Consider the following 14,494-nt stretch of genomic DNA (forward strand, 5'->3'; position numbering starts at 1 on the left):
ATGGTCTGACAGAGGGCAGGCCAACCCTTTGGCATAAGCTGAAACGTGACCCTACCATATCTGAATGAATCTGGAGCGATTCTAATGTATCTAAGAGCCAGAATTCTAGGCGTTTCTGCGGTGGCCATCGCGCTGGGTTGGTCGGTTACCCCTGCGCACGCGCAAGGCAATCCCCTCGAGGCGATCTGCCAAGGGTTCTTGTCGTCATCGGGGGTGCCGGCTCCCGGCAATGCAAATATCTTGTGCTACTGCTTGGCGCAGGAAGTGCAGTCCAATCTCACCCGGACCGAAATGCAGTCGTATCAATCCTCGGTCGAGGCTGGCCGCCCTCTTCCCAAAGCGCTCGAAACCAAAATTATGGCAGTTGCGGCATCATGTTTGACGCAGGCTCAATAGGTTAACGCGTCGGCTGAAACAGTTCGTATAAAACACCATCTGGTGTTTTGACACTGCACATCAACACAGCCCCATAGGGATGAAGAGTCACGGTTTGTGGGAGGCTGTTGAGAAGATATCCAGCTTCAGTAATCCGTTTTGCAGCAGCGTTCACATCATCCACCACCCAGCGCAGACCCATGTGACCGAGGTTCGGAGGTGTGGCGCGCTCTGATAGGTCGCGTCCCTCTAGGACACCCCATTCGATCAGTTCGACGCGGCCATTTTCGCGTACTTTTGCACCTGGTATGCCGCGCGGATGCATGATCGCGGCCTTGGTTTCTATTTCGGTCGTCAGATTGCGTGGAAACCCAAAGTTACTGTCGTTGGGTTCCGCATTACGGGTGTCGTTGTCCACAAAAGCTGTAAACCCAAGGGCGTCACGGTGGAAGTTGCGGGCTTTATCTCTGTTGCGCACAATCTGCATACAGTTGAACGGCTGGCTCATACGCGAGATGTGGTTCCAACCCGTCAGCGGCGGATCAACCCGCTCATACATACCAAAGGAAATGCCATCAGGACCTCTTAGTATGACGTTCGACAAAATCAGATCATTGTAGCCAAAGGTCAGCGGGTCCGCGATGGCTGTCCAACCATGGTCTAATGCCGTCTTAAAAACGCTTTGCAAATCTTTGGACCGGACCATCAAAGAAAAAATGCCACCCGTATCCCAGGGCATGGCCCCGGCCCGTATACGCTGCGGCTTGCCTGCGTTGTTAAGGCTGATAAACCTCACAAATCCCTGGGCTTCGTCGCCACAGTGAAACAGCGCTTCCTCGCCCGTTGACCTTGCGGGGAGATTCCAGACCGATAATACGCTTTGATCGACCGCGCCGCGATGGCCCAGAGTCCAACCGCACACGTTTTCGGCCAGGGAGCACCACAGATCTAAGTTGGACACGAGTGTGATGGCCTCTTTCCAGCCCCCGCCTACATCTAGCGATGTATCCATAAGTCTCTATCCAATTTTCTTGTTCCGGCTAGTACCAATCTCAGTGTGCCTTGAGAGATGCAGGGGATCGACCTTTTTTATCTCCACGAGTGTCTGGTAGAGTGGTGTGTACAAAGTTAGGTTTTTCAACGTGCCTCCTAAGTCCTCTCAGTCTTCACCAATGCTAGACGAACAACCTCCGTTATCCCGTGATGGTTTTAAACCCATTGCAATGTCGCTTGGCGTCGGTGCGATCGGCGGGGCTATTTTTTCGGTGATTGGCGTTCCCTTGGCTTGGATGCTCGGGCCGATGATTGTCAATATTATCGCCTCTGTGCGGGGCGCGCCGGTTTTGGTGCCGCATGGGGCCCGCGTTGTCACCTTATGCATCATTGGCGTTTTTCTTGGCGGATCGTTTTCACCGGATCTTTTGTCTCGTGCCGGTGAGTGGGGCTTAAGTCTCAGCCTGATGGTTGTTTTTATTCCGCTGATTACCGTGGTGGCCGGGTACTATTACCGAAGGTTTGCGCAGTTCGATGGACCGACAGCAATGTTTTCTGGAGCACCTGGAACCTTAACGGCGATGGTCATTATTGGCGGCGAGTCCGGTGCAGATGAACGCATGATCGCGTTGACCCAAGGTTTGCGTGTCGTCGTCGTCGTGTTTCTCATGCCTTTGATTGTGACGGTTGCCACGGCGGTAGGCCCGATGTCGGGATCAGTACTGCCAGATGGTGGGCCTTTTCAATGGCGTGATGGTGGGTTGCTTATGGCTGCGGCAGGGCTTGGATTTGCGCTGGCGCATGTCTTTCGTCTGCCGGCGTCTGCAATGACCGGTGCGATGTTGGCGTCAGCGGCCTTGTATCTGTCAGGGCTTGTGTCCTGGCGTCCCCCCGATGCCGCCCTTTGGGTGTGCTTATGGATTTTAGGATCAGCGATCGGCTCACGCTTTTCAACTGTGACCGCCCAAACCTTTTTCCGGGTGAGTCGTCACGCTTTTGCGGCCACTGCTATAGTCATAAGTGTATCAGCACTTTTTGCAGCAGGTGTGAGTGGTATAACCGGTGCACCATTCTTAACGACACTGCTCTCTTTCACACCGGGTGGTGTGGCGGAGATGTGTTTGATTGCTATCGCTTTTGATATCGATCCGGCGTTCGTCGCCGTGCATCATCTTGTGCGCATTGTGATTCTTATTTCTCTGGCGCCGTTTGCTGCGAAATGGATTGTTGCCCGATCAAGCCGCGTTTAGGACTTACCCGCCTCCCAAGCGGTGCGGGCTACTCTGTCTTCAACACGATGGGTCAACGGATCATCCGGATTGTAGGCTTTTCGTTCCTGAAATCCGAACACATGTCCTTCCGGGTCGGCATAATAATTTAACGACCCAGCCCCCAACGTTAAGCTGTTGATTAAAGGCGCTTGAGCGGATTCCATCTTTGAAGCAAAGGCGTCAAAACCGTATCCCCGCAGTATCCAAACGTCTGGCACGTCTTTGCGATCTTTCGGGATGGAGCGCGCTGAACCTCCGGGCTTCAGTTCCAACGATGCCGTGCTGCCCAAATGCAAGCTAACGCTGCCATCGTTATTATTCTCAAGTAGATCCAGGCCGACGATGCGGCAATAAAAAGGCACCAGAGCCTGCGGGTCAGCGACATGAAGTTGTACCCAACCAATGTCTTGCACGTCACTCGGCATGGACGGTGTGTTTGGCAGGTTAATGCCCCCGTTACGCCATATGTCTTCAGCTTCCATATCAGGTGCCAAGTCAGAACCCGCCGTTGGAGTGCGCAAACCAAACACGAACCCATCTGGATCTGTGAAATACATGGTTTCAGTATCGCCAGAGCGTGACGGAATACGCGGCGCGCCAGACTCCTCAAGTCGTGCTGTCACAGTGTCCATGTCCCGCACCCTGAACACCGGCACAACTTCAGCCTCTTCTGCAACCTTAACAGGCGGGTGGGGCTTGCCTTGCCATATGGTTTCCATCACCGAATACATGCCGCTCCAGACCATGATGTTACGACCGCGTTCATTGTCGCGTTGCCGCAGTTGCGGGAGTCCCAGGATGTCACGATAGAATGCACCTTGCGGCATTGGGTCTTCGGTGCGCCGGACGACCCAGCCCAGGCTTTGGATGTGTTTACTCATGATGCGACCCAAGGGGTTAGAGTTTGGAACATTGTCTGCTTCTCATTTCAAAGTGTCATGCGTTTGAAGGTGTCATGGGTTTCAACGGTTTTTCTGAGGGAATCCCTGCACCGATGTCGATCCATTCCTGACGCTCATAAACAGTAACTTTTTCAGAATGTTCTCCGTCCTCTAGCGGATCAATGAGCCATGAATAATTGACCATGCGGGGAGATTTTCGAGCTGGTGTTGAGAGGGGAAGTCCAAGGGTTTCGATAATCAGTTTTCGTCCACCAGAGGTTTCAGTCTTGTGGACAGAAAGTAAGCCGCAGGGCTGTTGCATCAGACGTTCAACATTTTTGAGCATGTCAGGTTTGTTCATCGGCAGGGAGGCATTAAACATACTCTGCCCCGTCAAATCGACACCCCAACGCTCGACCAATTCTGTCGCCTGTAAGCGAATAATGAGATCATCGTCAAAAACGTCGAGAACCAGGATGTTGGGCGCAAACAAGGGATTGGGTTTATCTAAAAAAGCTTCAGACGTTGGCAACAGGGCTTCGACACCACGCAAGTCCATCCAATGGCTGAGAAATAAACGGTGATCGGCGATAGGCTTAGTCATAGACAAAGGGTTGCATCAATCGGACCCTGATGCCCAGAGTTTTATCAGGTTTTTAAAAACCGTATTCCATGTACGGTTAAATTGCAGATAACTAGGCAGATAACTAGATAGAGACTGAGCGCCACAAGCATGGGATTCGCGTGGCAGTTGAGGCACCATAGCGTCTCAGGCATTTTGGGGAGACCAACGTGAATTCGGTTTATCTGTTTTTTTAGCCTCCTGGCTGGTGCAATTTTACCATTGCAGGCCGCCTTGCACTCAGGTCTTGCTGGACGGACCACCGGCCCTTTATTCAGCACCTTTATTAATTTTTCATCGGACCTTGTTGCGATTATTCTCGCGCTGATTGTTTTTCGTGTTCCTCTGCCGTCTTTCTCAACATCCACATCAATCCCATGGTGTGATTGGTGTGGCGGATTGCTCGGAGCCTTCTTTGTCATCACCACCATGATGTCAGCGCCAAAGCTTGGCGCGACTCTGATGATTGGAGTCATTATCGCAGGCCAAATTGGCGCGTCTTTGGCTTTTGATTATTTTGGGTGGCTGGGCTACTCCTTGCATGAACTCAATCTGGGTCGTATGGCCGGTGCAGCATGCCTTGTTGCGGGGGTGTACTTGGTCTTCAGATACTAGAACCAGAAATTCAATTGGCGTTAAAGGCAACGCTGAGCTGATAGTGCTCACCCTGCCGTACAGGAGGCTCAAACTGCCACTGCTGCAGGGCCATTACCGCTGAAATATCAAACACATTTGCAGGCTCTGCCGCCAGGATAAACACATCTTGCACACGACCATCGGGCCACAACCGGTAGTCCAGTAAAACCCAGCCACTGACTCCATTCAGAGATTCATCGGGCGGATAAATTGGTGGAATTTGTAACGTTGGTTTGGGCTGTTGGGTCGTGCTGGCACCAACGTTTGCGGCTGCGGTTTGCGCCGCTTCAACAACGGCATCGCCACCTGCTGTCTGGAGGGTGGTGCGAATAAAATTCGTATCCGCAGAGAGCCGCTTGAAGTTAGGCTCAAGACCGATGAACGCTTTTGTGAGGGCGTCGACTGCAGCGGCAGTGTTGTCTGCTGCGAGGTGCGCAAGACCCAACTCATATTCGGCAACCGCCTTGCGCAACTGCGCTGGATCACCAATGTCATCATAAATACTCAAGGCGCTTTCAATCAAGGGGATCGCGGCTTGATGTTGCGATGTACGGTTCAACGCCCGCCCAAGGTTCACGGCCATATCGGCGGTGCGGCCATTCGTTGCGCCATAACTGCGCATCGCCAGATCAAACGCTGTTTGTGCATCAGTGACGAGTTTGCCCGTGGGGCCAACAGACAACGTGCGCAAGTAAACGCTTTGCACGACCTCTGTATTGCGTTCATCTAACTCTGATTGCGCGTGAGCAAAACCGAAGCTGCCCAATGCGATAGACAGTGTGACGAGTATCGCAAAAAGGAGTCGCTGCATTTTTGTGGTCCTTCCTAGATAAGCTAAACCCTGGCTGTTTTCTTAGCTGGGTGTCATCTTAGACGTGGACGCGCGTAAATGTCATGAGTTTCGCTATTCGGCAGCAATCCTCAGAGGATTGGTTGCGCCAACCTGTTGCACAATCACATCCGCGACGGCGTCGACCACCGCATCCGTATCGATGCCATATTCGGCATACAGTTGGGCGATATTACCAGCCTGACCAAAACGATCCACACCAAGGGCTTCGCAGCGCTGTCCCAAAACGGAGCCAAGCCAGCCGAGGGCCAGCGGGTGTCCGTCCTGCACCGTCACTAAAGTGGCGTCTGGCGAGAGATCAGACAGCAGCTTTTCGATGGGGCTACGCACACCCTGTCGCCCGCCCTTCCGCGCGCGCGCTGCAGCCGTCCAGCTGGCATAGAGACGATCTGGTGAGGTGATTGCGAGTAACCCCGCGCCAGGAACGTCTTCTCTGATAATCTCAAAGGCCGCCTTGGCTTCTGGGGCGACCACGCCGCAATAGGCGATAGCGACATCCGCACCGGGCTCAGGCTCGACAGCCCAATAAGCCCCGGCCAGAATGCCCGCTTCTAGGTGGGAGTCCATGTCGCGCTTGGGCTGCTCCAGCGGTCGTGTCGACAGCCGCAGATAAACCGAGCTGCCCTCGGGTTTTTGCAGGTGTTTAAAACCCCAATGCATGATTGCAGCGAGTTCGTCTGCATAGGCGGGTTCGAAAGACGCCAGATTGGCGTGTCCCATGCCGATCAAGGGCGTGAAAATAGATTGGTGCGCGCCACCTTCCGGGCCTAATGAGATCCCGCTCGGTGTGGCCACCAACATAAACCGTGCATCCTGGTAGCAGGCATAGGTCATGGCATCGAGACCGCGCGAAATGAAGGGGTCATACAAAGTGCCAACGGGAATAAGGCGTTGGTCAAAAAGATCATGAGAGAGGCCAAGGGCACCTAGCAGCAGAAACAGATTGTTTTCGGCAATGCCTAACTCAATATGTTGCCCCTTTGGTTGCTGACTCCATTTTTGGGGCGAGGGGACATGCATCTGACGAAAGATGTCGTCACGATTGGTGATGTGAAAAGGGCTGCGTTGGTTCACCCAGCCGCCCAAATTGGTCGAAACCGTAACGTCGGGAGAGGTCGTTACAATACGCGACGCCAAGTCCGACGTGCCTTTGCCCAGCACGTTCATGATTTTACCAAAGGCTTCTTGGGTCGACTGTGAGGCGGACTCGGGTGCGGGCAGATCTGGGACATCAATAACAGCAGGTGTCGTTGTTTTACGTTCGCGTGTTTCACGTTTGGCAAAAGGAACATCCGCCAAAAAGGCTTCAAGCTCGGCCTCGGGGATGTCCATGCCTGCGAACTTTTCCCATTCCTTGCCCGGCTCGACATTGAGGGATTTTTGGTACTCTTCAATTTGACCGGCGTTCAGAATTCCGGCGTGATTGTCTTTATGTCCGGCGAGGGGCAGGCCGTAGCCCTTAATGGTGTACGCGATAAAGCAATGAGGTTGCGTTTTGCCTTCTGCGTCTTTGAAGGCTTGCAAAATGGCCTCCATGTCATGACCGCCAAGGTTGGTCATCAGGGTATGGAGGCTGTCATCATCGTGCTCTTCCAAAAACGCTTTAAGGCCTATTGCACCCTTAAGGTCGCGTTCCAATGCCGTGCGCCACGCTGCGCCACCTTGAAAAGTAAGTGCTGAGTAGATTTGGTTTGGGCAGTCATCAATCCACTTTTGAAGGGCGGGGCCAATCGGGGTTTTAAAAGCGGCCTGAAGTTTTAAACCGTACTTCAAGGCCACCACATTCCAGTTTACGGCAGAGAAAAAGCCCGTGATGCGACTGAACAACTGGTCATTGACCACGCCGTCCAGACTTTGGCGGTTGTAGTCGACAATCCACCAGCAGTTCTGAGCTTCGTGTTTCCAGCCTTCAAGCAAGGCTTCAAAAATGTTGCCTTCATCCAGTTCAGCGTCACCCAGCAGGGCAATCATGCGTCCTTTCTCTGTGCCAGGTGCGACCAACTCATGACTGTGCACATAATCTTGAACCAAAGAGGCAAACAGAGTCTCTGCAACGCCAAGCCCGACAGAGCCGGTCGAGAAATCCACGTCCGCTTTATCTTTGGTTTTTGACGGGTAGGGCTGCACACCGCCAAAGCCACGAAAGTTCTTCATTCGGTCCAGAGTCTGATTTCCAAGCAAATACTGGATGGCATGAAAAACCGGACCGGCATGAGGCTTTACGGCGATGCGGTCTTGCGGCTTTAAAGTGTGGAGATACAGCGCTGTCATAACCGTGACGATGGACGCGCAAGACGCCTGATGGCCACCGACTTTTACGCCATCGGCTTTTGAGCGGCTGGTGTTGGCATGATGAATCATCCATGTCGCGAGCCATAGAATCTTCTTTTCGAGACTCTGCAGGGTGGCAATTTCTGGGTTCCGGGCCATAGCACTCTCCATTAAATTAGGTGGCCAGATTAGCGCAGGGGCTTTGACAGGTCCTTGCGAATACTTGCTTCTTTCCTCTCATTAACGCGATAATTCATCTTTTATTGTGTATGTAATGGTGAATTATGCCAAATGAGGCCCTAGATGAAATCGATCTGCGTATTCTTGAGCATATGCAGAAAGATGCCCGTCTCACCAATGTCGAATTGGCAGAGCGCGTCGGCCTGTCGCCCTCGCCCTGTCTGCGGCGCCTGCGCCGGTTAGAGCGCGACGGTGTGATTAACGGCTACATGACCTTTGTTGACCAAACCAAAGTGGGGCTGCCCGTCAGTGTTTTTGTCAGCGTTGCCTTGAAGGAGCAATCCGAGTCCGCGCTTGAAGAATTCGAGGCTGCAGTTTCTGTCCTCCCAGAAGTCATGGAATGTTACTTAATGACCGGGGCAAGCGATTATCTTCTGCGCGTGGTGACCCGTGACCTTGCGGATTATGACCGGTTTCTAAAACAGCATCTGACCAGCATTCCGGCTATTGCCAGCATTCAGTCCAGCTTTGCGCTCAAGCAGGTCACGTATAAGACGGCCTTGCCCCTGGTTGCGACGGACGCGCGGAAATAAAAGGCGTTCGTTTTTTGCTGCCGAGAGGTGAAAAACCATTAGTATCTAACCTCCGCATTTTATCGAAGGGAGATCGCAATGTATGGATTGATGATGACCACACCACTCGTGATCACATCTTTGATCCAATTTGCGGCCAGATATCACCACGATACTTCGGTCGTGACTCGTGGCCTAGAAGGCGAAATTCGTCGCACGTCTTACAACATGATTTATAAGCGGGCGCAGAGACTCGCCAATGCGCTGAAGGATTTTGGCATTCAACCAGGCGACCGGGTTGCGACACTGGCGTGGAACACCGATCGTCACCTTGAACTCTACTATGCCATTTCTGGTATGGGCGCGGTCTGTCACACGATTAATCTTCGTCTGGCTGACGAGGAACTTCTCTATATTCTTAACCACGCTGAAGACCGGCTGTTGTTTTTCGATACTGACATGGCAGAAACCGTTGCGCGTCTTCAGCCGCGTCTCCCGACACTGCAACAGGCCATCACCTTAACAGATGCAGTCCACATGCCAGCAGAAGCCATGCCAGGTATGCAGGACTATGAAAGTTTCATTGCTGGGGCGTCAGATCATTTTGATTGGCCTGAGCTTGACGAGAATACAGCCGCGTCATTGTGTTACACTTCAGGGACCACCGGTGACCCAAAAGGCGTGCTCTACAGTCATCGCGCAACAGTGTTGCATGCTATGGCGAGTTGTTTTGCTAGCACACTCGATTTGCGCACCGAAGATGTCATTTTGCCTGTGGTTCCCATGTTTCACGTCAATGCTTGGGGTATTCCGTATTCAGTGCCCATTGCCGGCTCAAAATTAGTGATGCCAGGCCGCAAGCTCGATGGGGCGAGTTTGTTTGACCTCATGGATGCTGAAGGCGTGACCATTGCGTTAGGTGTGCCGACAGTTTGGCTGGGGCTGCTTGATCATATGGATCAGGTTGGACGCAAACCCTCAGCATTGGATCGCGTGATTATCGGCGGCGCTGCTGCTTCCGAAGCGATGGTTGACCGGTTTGAATGTGATCACGGCGTTGCGGTGCATACGGCGTGGGGCATGACGGAAATGAGCCCTGTTGGCGTGGTCAATTCTTTGAAGCCAAAGCATCAATCCCTAAGCCGTGAACAGCAGATGCCGATTAAACTGAAACAGGGCCGCGCGATCTACGGGGTTGAACTGCGTGTTGTTGACGATGACGGCAACGTCCTGCCGCGCGATGGCAAGAGTTCCGGCAGGTTACTGGTCAAGGGGCCCTGGATCATGCGGGAGTACTATAAGACCGGCAGCTCAGCTTTAACGCCCGACGGCTGGTTCGATACGGGCGACGTCGCAACACTCGACTCTGACGGATATATGCAGATCACGGATCGCGCGAAGGATATTATTAAGTCAGGAGGAGAGTGGATCAGTTCTGTCGGATTGGAAAATGCGGCCGTAGGTCACCCTGCGATCAACGCGGCTGCAGTGATCGCTGTGCCGCATCCGAAGTGGCAGGAAAGACCTTTACTGGTGTGTGTGGCACGTGGTGAGGAGCGCCCATCGCTGTCTGAAATTCGTGAGTATCTGGCTGATAAAGTGCCAAAACTCTGGCTGCCCGATGCCGTCGAGTGGGTGGACTCTTTGCCTTTGGGTGCAACGGGTAAGGTTTTAAAGTCAACTCTCCGGTCCCGATTCGCTGACTATCGGCTTCCTGCTTAGGCGGTCCTGCCGCCTTTTAAACCACCTAGTTCTGCGCGGAACCTGTTGTGATTGCTTCAAGAATCGTATTTTAAGAGAATTGTTACTACAGTAAGGCATACTCACAGAAAGTGGGGTATTGACCGGACGTTACAAAGACGACGGTCAGCGAGCAGAGGACGCCGGGGGCAATCAGAAGACAATGTTCGGTCGCGCGACATTTGAAATTCAGCTTTACAAGGATGGCCGCTGGGCCATCAATGAAGTGTGTAAAAGCGAGACGGTCGCACGCAAAAAAGCGTCAGACCTGCTGGCGCAAAAAACGGTCGCGGGTGTCCGGATTGTAAAGGAATCCCACTTCGGGAAGGACAATCATCGCGAGAGCGAAATTTTCAAAGAAATAAAACAAATCAAAGAAGAAGAAGACTTGTCGATCACGCCCGTTGATCAAGCTCCTTTGTGTGAGAAGGTCACGGATTTTTATAAGACGGCCAGCCGCAGCACCATGGCCCGGCTGTTTGCAAAATACCTTGAAAAATTTGAGATGACCCCACTTGAGATGTTGCACAACCATGCGAATCTCAAGCGCATGATTAATTATCAAACCATGGTGCCGTCCGCGGTCGATAAAATTGCAACCTTACATGCGCGTGCGACAGGCACAGGCGCAAAAGAACGCCGTGACGTGATCTTTGATGCTGTCGATGCGATAGCAGCCAAGGCCCGGGAAGTTGAGTCCAAGAAGCTGCCCAAATTAGAAGACTCCTGTCTGGACGATATGCTGCAACGTCTCGACGTGAAGTTCTCTGACGAGGAAGAGCGCGCCTATATGGCCAATGTTGCGCTCACCCGTGAGTCCATCAATTGGCGCGGTTGGCTTGGTAAGATGGCTAAGCTTTTGCCGATGGCGCAATCCCAGAAGGATCAGCGCGCGCGCGACATGGTTGATGAAATGTTGTCTGACATCTTTAATTCCAAGACTGTCATCAAAGATGTCATTGGTATATCCAAGCATTTAGGCGACGCCATTATTCGTATGGTGGACTTGTTGGGGGGCGAATGTAAGCCGACAAAATTTGCAGCCGAGGATTTGTTAGCCCTTCTCAACCCGCTTTTTGCTGCGGGCGTGTTGCCGCGCTCTCAGCAGGTTATTTTTGATCGCATGGAGCGCGATTTGGCTGGGCCGATCCGACTCACCAATAGCGAGGATAAAGCGGCAGATAAAGCGTTTTTTGACCAGTTGGTTGATCGCATCATTACCCATGATCATGTCATCGGTGGTCGCGCCATGGCGGCAGGGCTCACAGAGCGCTGGGCACGGCTCGACAACATCGGTGGTGCTTCAGGGCGCAATAAAGCCATGCAGGGACTTTGCGGCAAGCTCTCCAACGGCAAGCGCGTTTTCGTATATTTGCTGGCCCTTTATGACCCGCAGTCAGAACCCAGTATGCGCCTGGCCATTGAAGAACAACTCAAACGCAAGGGATTGGAGCTGAACACTATTCAAAAAATTGCTCCGGAAGCCCGCACTGAACGTGCTCGCCTGACACAAGTGGCTGCTATTCAGCAGTTGGTCCTGCAATCAAAGTTGGAAGACGGCCTCAAAGCATCGATGGCCAAAAGATTTGATGACATTGTTGTCGATTACATTGTTGGTCAAAAAGTCATTGAGCGGATCGATAACAAAGAGTTGTCCTTTCGAGAGCGCGCCGGACGATTGGTCACCTTCTGTTCATCAGGTATGTTGACGGAAGGGCGTGCAACCGAAATTGCACGCGAATCCATTACCAATTACCTCAAGCGCAAAGATTTTCTGTCTGAGTTCACGGCAGACATTCCTGACCCACAGGAAAAGGAAGTTGCAATTCGGGACTTCTATAAACTTCTCGCGCAAACCGGTTTTAAAGTTTCAGCTTAAGCGCCGTCGCGCATAAATTTCTGCCGCAGCCAATGGTCTACCGAGATTACGCCAGGACCACGGGCTATAATGACCAGCAGAAAAGTCATCCAGGCGAAATGATTGAAATCGTTATAGGCTGGATTGTTTGCGCCAAGCACAAATTGAATGACCAGGGCCATGCCCAGCAATGGAATGGACGCCAAACGCGCCGCCAACCCGATGAACAGAAAAACAGGCATCGCAAGTTCAAAGGCTGTGCTCATGTAGGCTGCAATTTCAAATGGCAGAATGGGCACAGCGTACTCATACTCGAATAAAAAGAGTGTGCTTTCCCAATCATCAAGTTTTTGTAATCCGGATCTAAAAAACACGAGCCCCACCCAAAACCGGACGGCGAAGTCTGTTAACGGTGCGCCCAAAACTTCAAGTTTTTGGAGGACAGTGCGATAGAAATTAGCCCCCCTATCAATCACGTTAGATGATTCAGTCATAGCAATGATCCTTGAGCTTTTGGCGTGATTTCACGAAATGGGTTGCAGGTGGATCGTGTTGAAAGCCCCATCAGCTAGAGCCTGACGCAACATGTTTTGGACGTCGAAAGTAGGATCTTCGTTAAGCGCTGTATCGACAGCAGCACCAAGCGCACGGCCGTCACGCAGGGCGACCAGCCACGCATATTCGCCTACGGTCAGATCGCGGTGGAACACTGCGCCGCCGCGCCTTAAAACCAAAGCGCGTTGAGGTGCTGAAAAGTCAATTTTTGGAACGCTGGTCTGTGTCGGCTGATTGACCTCCCAAATCTCAATAATCGGAAAGGACGAATGCACCAGTCGCAGGGACGGATGAGCCGAAAACGTAATGTTCTCAAGGTCATCTGCTGCAACATCAGATAAACGTGCTGGATTAAGGGCGTCTTGGTCCGCTGCGAAATACGATTCAATACGCGCCCATTCAAGGGTTGCGACGTCTGCTAGGTAAGGCAGTTCTTTTGCGGGTTCGAACGTCATTATAAATTCGGGCAGTTCACCACCGTATCTAAACAAGGTTGGCTGTTTGGGTGGGCAGGTTTCGATAAAGGTTTGTGCCAGGGCCCGGAAGAAGCGGTCGCCGACAATTCTTTGCACCACAGGGAACGCCGCGCTCAACACATCGGTCAAGCTGTTGATGGTATTGGTGCGATAGACACCCAAGCGCCGTTCTTTGCTGCCCCGTGCAGCGGTCACGTAGTCAAGCAAAGGGGATAGCGTGTTCGAGAGTGACACGCCGGCAAAATCTTTTTGCAGATTATGCAACATGAGAAGCGTTTATAGGTGGGCGCGCGGCATCCACGTTCAGGAGTGCCGCGTCTAAATGCTTTTGCGCGGTGTGCGCTTCGTTTAACAAAACCTCAAGGCTAGGGATGTCTGTATCCCATTCAATCAGCGTTGCCCGTGGACCGAATTTCTCTAAGGCTTGCTGATAAAGACTCCACACGGCATCAGCGACGATATCTCCATGGGTGTCGATCAGGAGGCGCTCGTCACCATCGCCATCAATTAAGTGCCCTGCAAGATGAATTTCTCCAATGGCTGCGCCAGGGATGCCCTCTAAATATGTTGCAGTATCGAAGTCATTGTTGTGGGCACTGACATAGATGTTGTTGACGTCCAGCAGCAGTCCGCAGCCCGCGCGCCGACACAACTCAGAAAGAAAATCCCATTCCGTAAGGTGCGAGTCTGCAAACTTTAGGTAAGATGATGGGTTCTCAACAAGAACTTGCCGGCCCAGCGCGGTCTGAGCTTTATCGACGTTGTTTACAACGACGGCCAGAGCTTCTTCGGTGTAAGGTAAAGGCAGAAGGTCATTAAGATACAGACCCTCAACAACGCTAAAAGAGAGGTGCTCCGAGACCAGGATAGGGTCGACGCGCTGGACCAGCGCGCTCAAGCTCTCAAGGTGCCTGTTATCAATGCCCTCTGCTGTTCCCAAAGATAGTCCGACCCCATGACAGCTCACGGGATAATGCGCCCGCACTTGATCGAGTTGCGCCATCCGAGGGCCGCCGTCGGCAAAAAAGTTCTCGCTGTGAATTTCAACCCAGGCGGCATCGGCGGTGCCAGAGGCAAAGTTAGCCATGTGAAGATGACGGAGTCCGACTCCCGCCTGTGCGGAAATCGGACTCTGCCGTGCAGAGCGTATCGAAGGTTTGGGTTGTTGGGGAGGGGGGGAGATCACCTTCGACGCTCGCGTGTCTTAAAATGGG

The 14,494-nt window shown here is 52.6% G+C and carries 14 protein-coding genes; 6 read left to right on the top strand and 8 right to left on the bottom strand.

Going from position 1 to position 14,494, the window contains the following annotated elements; translation table 11 throughout:
* Positions 1-84: 84 nt before the first annotated feature.
* Positions 85-396: a hypothetical protein gene (locus tag RIC29_13105; protein MEQ8735857.1), complete on the top strand. Its 312-nt coding sequence runs from the start codon at positions 85-87 to the stop codon at positions 394-396.
* 1 nt (position 397) lies between these two features.
* Here RIC29_13105 and RIC29_13110 read toward each other — a convergent pair whose 3' ends face one another.
* Positions 398-1,387: a hypothetical protein gene (locus RIC29_13110; GenBank protein MEQ8735858.1), complete on the bottom strand. Its 990-nt coding sequence runs from the start codon at positions 1,385-1,387 to the stop codon at positions 398-400.
* A 130-nt stretch (positions 1,388-1,517) separates the two neighbouring features.
* On the opposite strand from RIC29_13110, the gene RIC29_13115 reads away from it, so the two are divergent.
* A complete protein-coding gene (locus RIC29_13115) occupies positions 1,518-2,618 on the top strand; it encodes an AbrB family transcriptional regulator (GenBank protein MEQ8735859.1) in 1,101 nt (366 codons plus the stop codon).
* Here RIC29_13115 and RIC29_13120 read toward each other — a convergent pair.
* Together RIC29_13120 and RIC29_13125 are read right to left on the bottom strand one after the other, a co-directional pair.
* Positions 2,615-3,520 (bottom strand): VOC family protein, encoded by a 906-nt coding sequence (locus tag RIC29_13120; GenBank protein MEQ8735860.1) that lies wholly within the window; start codon positions 3,518-3,520, stop codon positions 2,615-2,617. The genes RIC29_13115 and RIC29_13120 overlap by 4 nt on opposite strands.
* 55 nt (positions 3,521-3,575) lie before the next feature.
* Positions 3,576-4,124: a hypothetical protein gene (locus RIC29_13125; GenBank protein MEQ8735861.1), complete on the bottom strand. Its 549-nt coding sequence runs from the start codon at positions 4,122-4,124 to the stop codon at positions 3,576-3,578.
* Between the two features lie 201 nt (positions 4,125-4,325).
* Here RIC29_13125 and RIC29_13130 point away from each other — a divergent pair, with 201 nt between their 5' ends.
* Positions 4,326-4,757 carry a DMT family transporter gene (locus RIC29_13130; protein ID MEQ8735862.1) on the top strand — a complete coding sequence of 144 codons (432 nt, stop codon included), beginning with the start codon at positions 4,326-4,328 and terminating at the stop codon, positions 4,755-4,757.
* A 10-nt stretch (positions 4,758-4,767) separates the two neighbouring features.
* Here the strand turns inward: RIC29_13130 and RIC29_13135 are convergent, their stop codons facing one another.
* Together RIC29_13135 and RIC29_13140 are read right to left on the bottom strand one after the other, a co-directional pair.
* A complete protein-coding gene (locus RIC29_13135) occupies positions 4,768-5,589 on the bottom strand; it encodes a TonB family protein (protein MEQ8735863.1) in 822 nt (273 codons plus the stop codon).
* A gap of 93 nt (positions 5,590-5,682) precedes the next feature.
* Positions 5,683-8,058, bottom strand: a complete 2,376-nt coding sequence (locus RIC29_13140; GenBank protein MEQ8735864.1) for a transketolase — start codon at positions 8,056-8,058, stop codon at positions 5,683-5,685.
* Positions 8,059-8,183: 125 nt separating this feature from the next.
* On the opposite strand from RIC29_13140, the gene RIC29_13145 reads away from it, so the two are divergent.
* The 3 genes from RIC29_13145 to RIC29_13155 all read left to right on the top strand — a co-directional run bounded on the left by RIC29_13145 (position 8,184) and on the right by RIC29_13155 (position 12,270).
* Positions 8,184-8,672, top strand: coding sequence for an Lrp/AsnC family transcriptional regulator (locus RIC29_13145; protein MEQ8735865.1), 489 nt, complete (start codon positions 8,184-8,186; stop codon positions 8,670-8,672).
* A 93-nt stretch (positions 8,673-8,765) separates the two neighbouring features.
* A complete protein-coding gene (locus RIC29_13150) occupies positions 8,766-10,373 on the top strand; it encodes a long-chain fatty acid--CoA ligase (protein ID MEQ8735866.1) in 1,608 nt (535 codons plus the stop codon).
* A gap of 118 nt (positions 10,374-10,491) precedes the next feature.
* Entirely contained in the window at positions 10,492-12,270 is a 1,779-nt protein-coding gene (locus RIC29_13155; GenBank protein ID MEQ8735867.1) for a hypothetical protein, read from the top strand.
* Here RIC29_13155 and RIC29_13160 read toward each other — a convergent pair.
* The 3 genes from RIC29_13160 to RIC29_13170 are packed head-to-tail and all read right to left on the bottom strand — an operon-like array spanning position 12,267 to position 14,466.
* A complete protein-coding gene (locus RIC29_13160) occupies positions 12,267-12,743 on the bottom strand; it encodes a DoxX family protein (protein MEQ8735868.1) in 477 nt (158 codons plus the stop codon). The genes RIC29_13155 and RIC29_13160 overlap by 4 nt on opposite strands.
* A gap of 30 nt (positions 12,744-12,773) precedes the next feature.
* Entirely contained in the window at positions 12,774-13,547 is a 774-nt protein-coding gene (locus RIC29_13165; GenBank protein MEQ8735869.1) for a DNA-binding domain-containing protein, read from the bottom strand.
* Positions 13,537-14,466 carry a DUF692 domain-containing protein gene (locus RIC29_13170; GenBank protein MEQ8735870.1) on the bottom strand — a complete coding sequence of 310 codons (930 nt, stop codon included), beginning with the start codon at positions 14,464-14,466 and terminating at the stop codon, positions 13,537-13,539. Before RIC29_13170 ends, RIC29_13165 begins: the two co-directional genes overlap by 11 nt.
* Positions 14,467-14,494: the final 28 nt, after the last annotated feature.

The organism is Rhodospirillaceae bacterium (assembly GCA_040219235.1).
GTDB lineage: Bacteria > Pseudomonadota > Alphaproteobacteria > Rhodospirillales > Rhodospirillaceae > WLXB01.

Coding starts and splice junctions, on each gene's coding strand:
- RIC29_13140 (MEQ8735864.1), bottom strand. CDS start 8,058: ATGGCCCGGAACCCAGAAATTGCCACCCTGCAGAGTCTCGAAAAGAAG.
- RIC29_13120 (MEQ8735860.1), bottom strand. CDS start 3,520: ATGAGTAAACACATCCAAAGCCTGGGCTGGGTCGTCCGGCGCACCGAA.
- RIC29_13105 (MEQ8735857.1), top strand. CDS start 85: ATGTATCTAAGAGCCAGAATTCTAGGCGTTTCTGCGGTGGCCATCGCG.
- RIC29_13110 (MEQ8735858.1), bottom strand. CDS start 1,387: ATGGATACATCGCTAGATGTAGGCGGGGGCTGGAAAGAGGCCATCACA.
- RIC29_13135 (MEQ8735863.1), bottom strand. CDS start 5,589: ATGCAGCGACTCCTTTTTGCGATACTCGTCACACTGTCTATCGCATTG.
- RIC29_13145 (MEQ8735865.1), top strand. CDS start 8,184: ATGCCAAATGAGGCCCTAGATGAAATCGATCTGCGTATTCTTGAGCAT.
- RIC29_13165 (MEQ8735869.1), bottom strand. CDS start 13,547: ATGTTGCATAATCTGCAAAAAGATTTTGCCGGCGTGTCACTCTCGAAC.
- RIC29_13150 (MEQ8735866.1), top strand. CDS start 8,766: ATGACCACACCACTCGTGATCACATCTTTGATCCAATTTGCGGCCAGA.
- RIC29_13160 (MEQ8735868.1), bottom strand. CDS start 12,743: ATGACTGAATCATCTAACGTGATTGATAGGGGGGCTAATTTCTATCGC.
- RIC29_13125 (MEQ8735861.1), bottom strand. CDS start 4,124: ATGACTAAGCCTATCGCCGATCACCGTTTATTTCTCAGCCATTGGATG.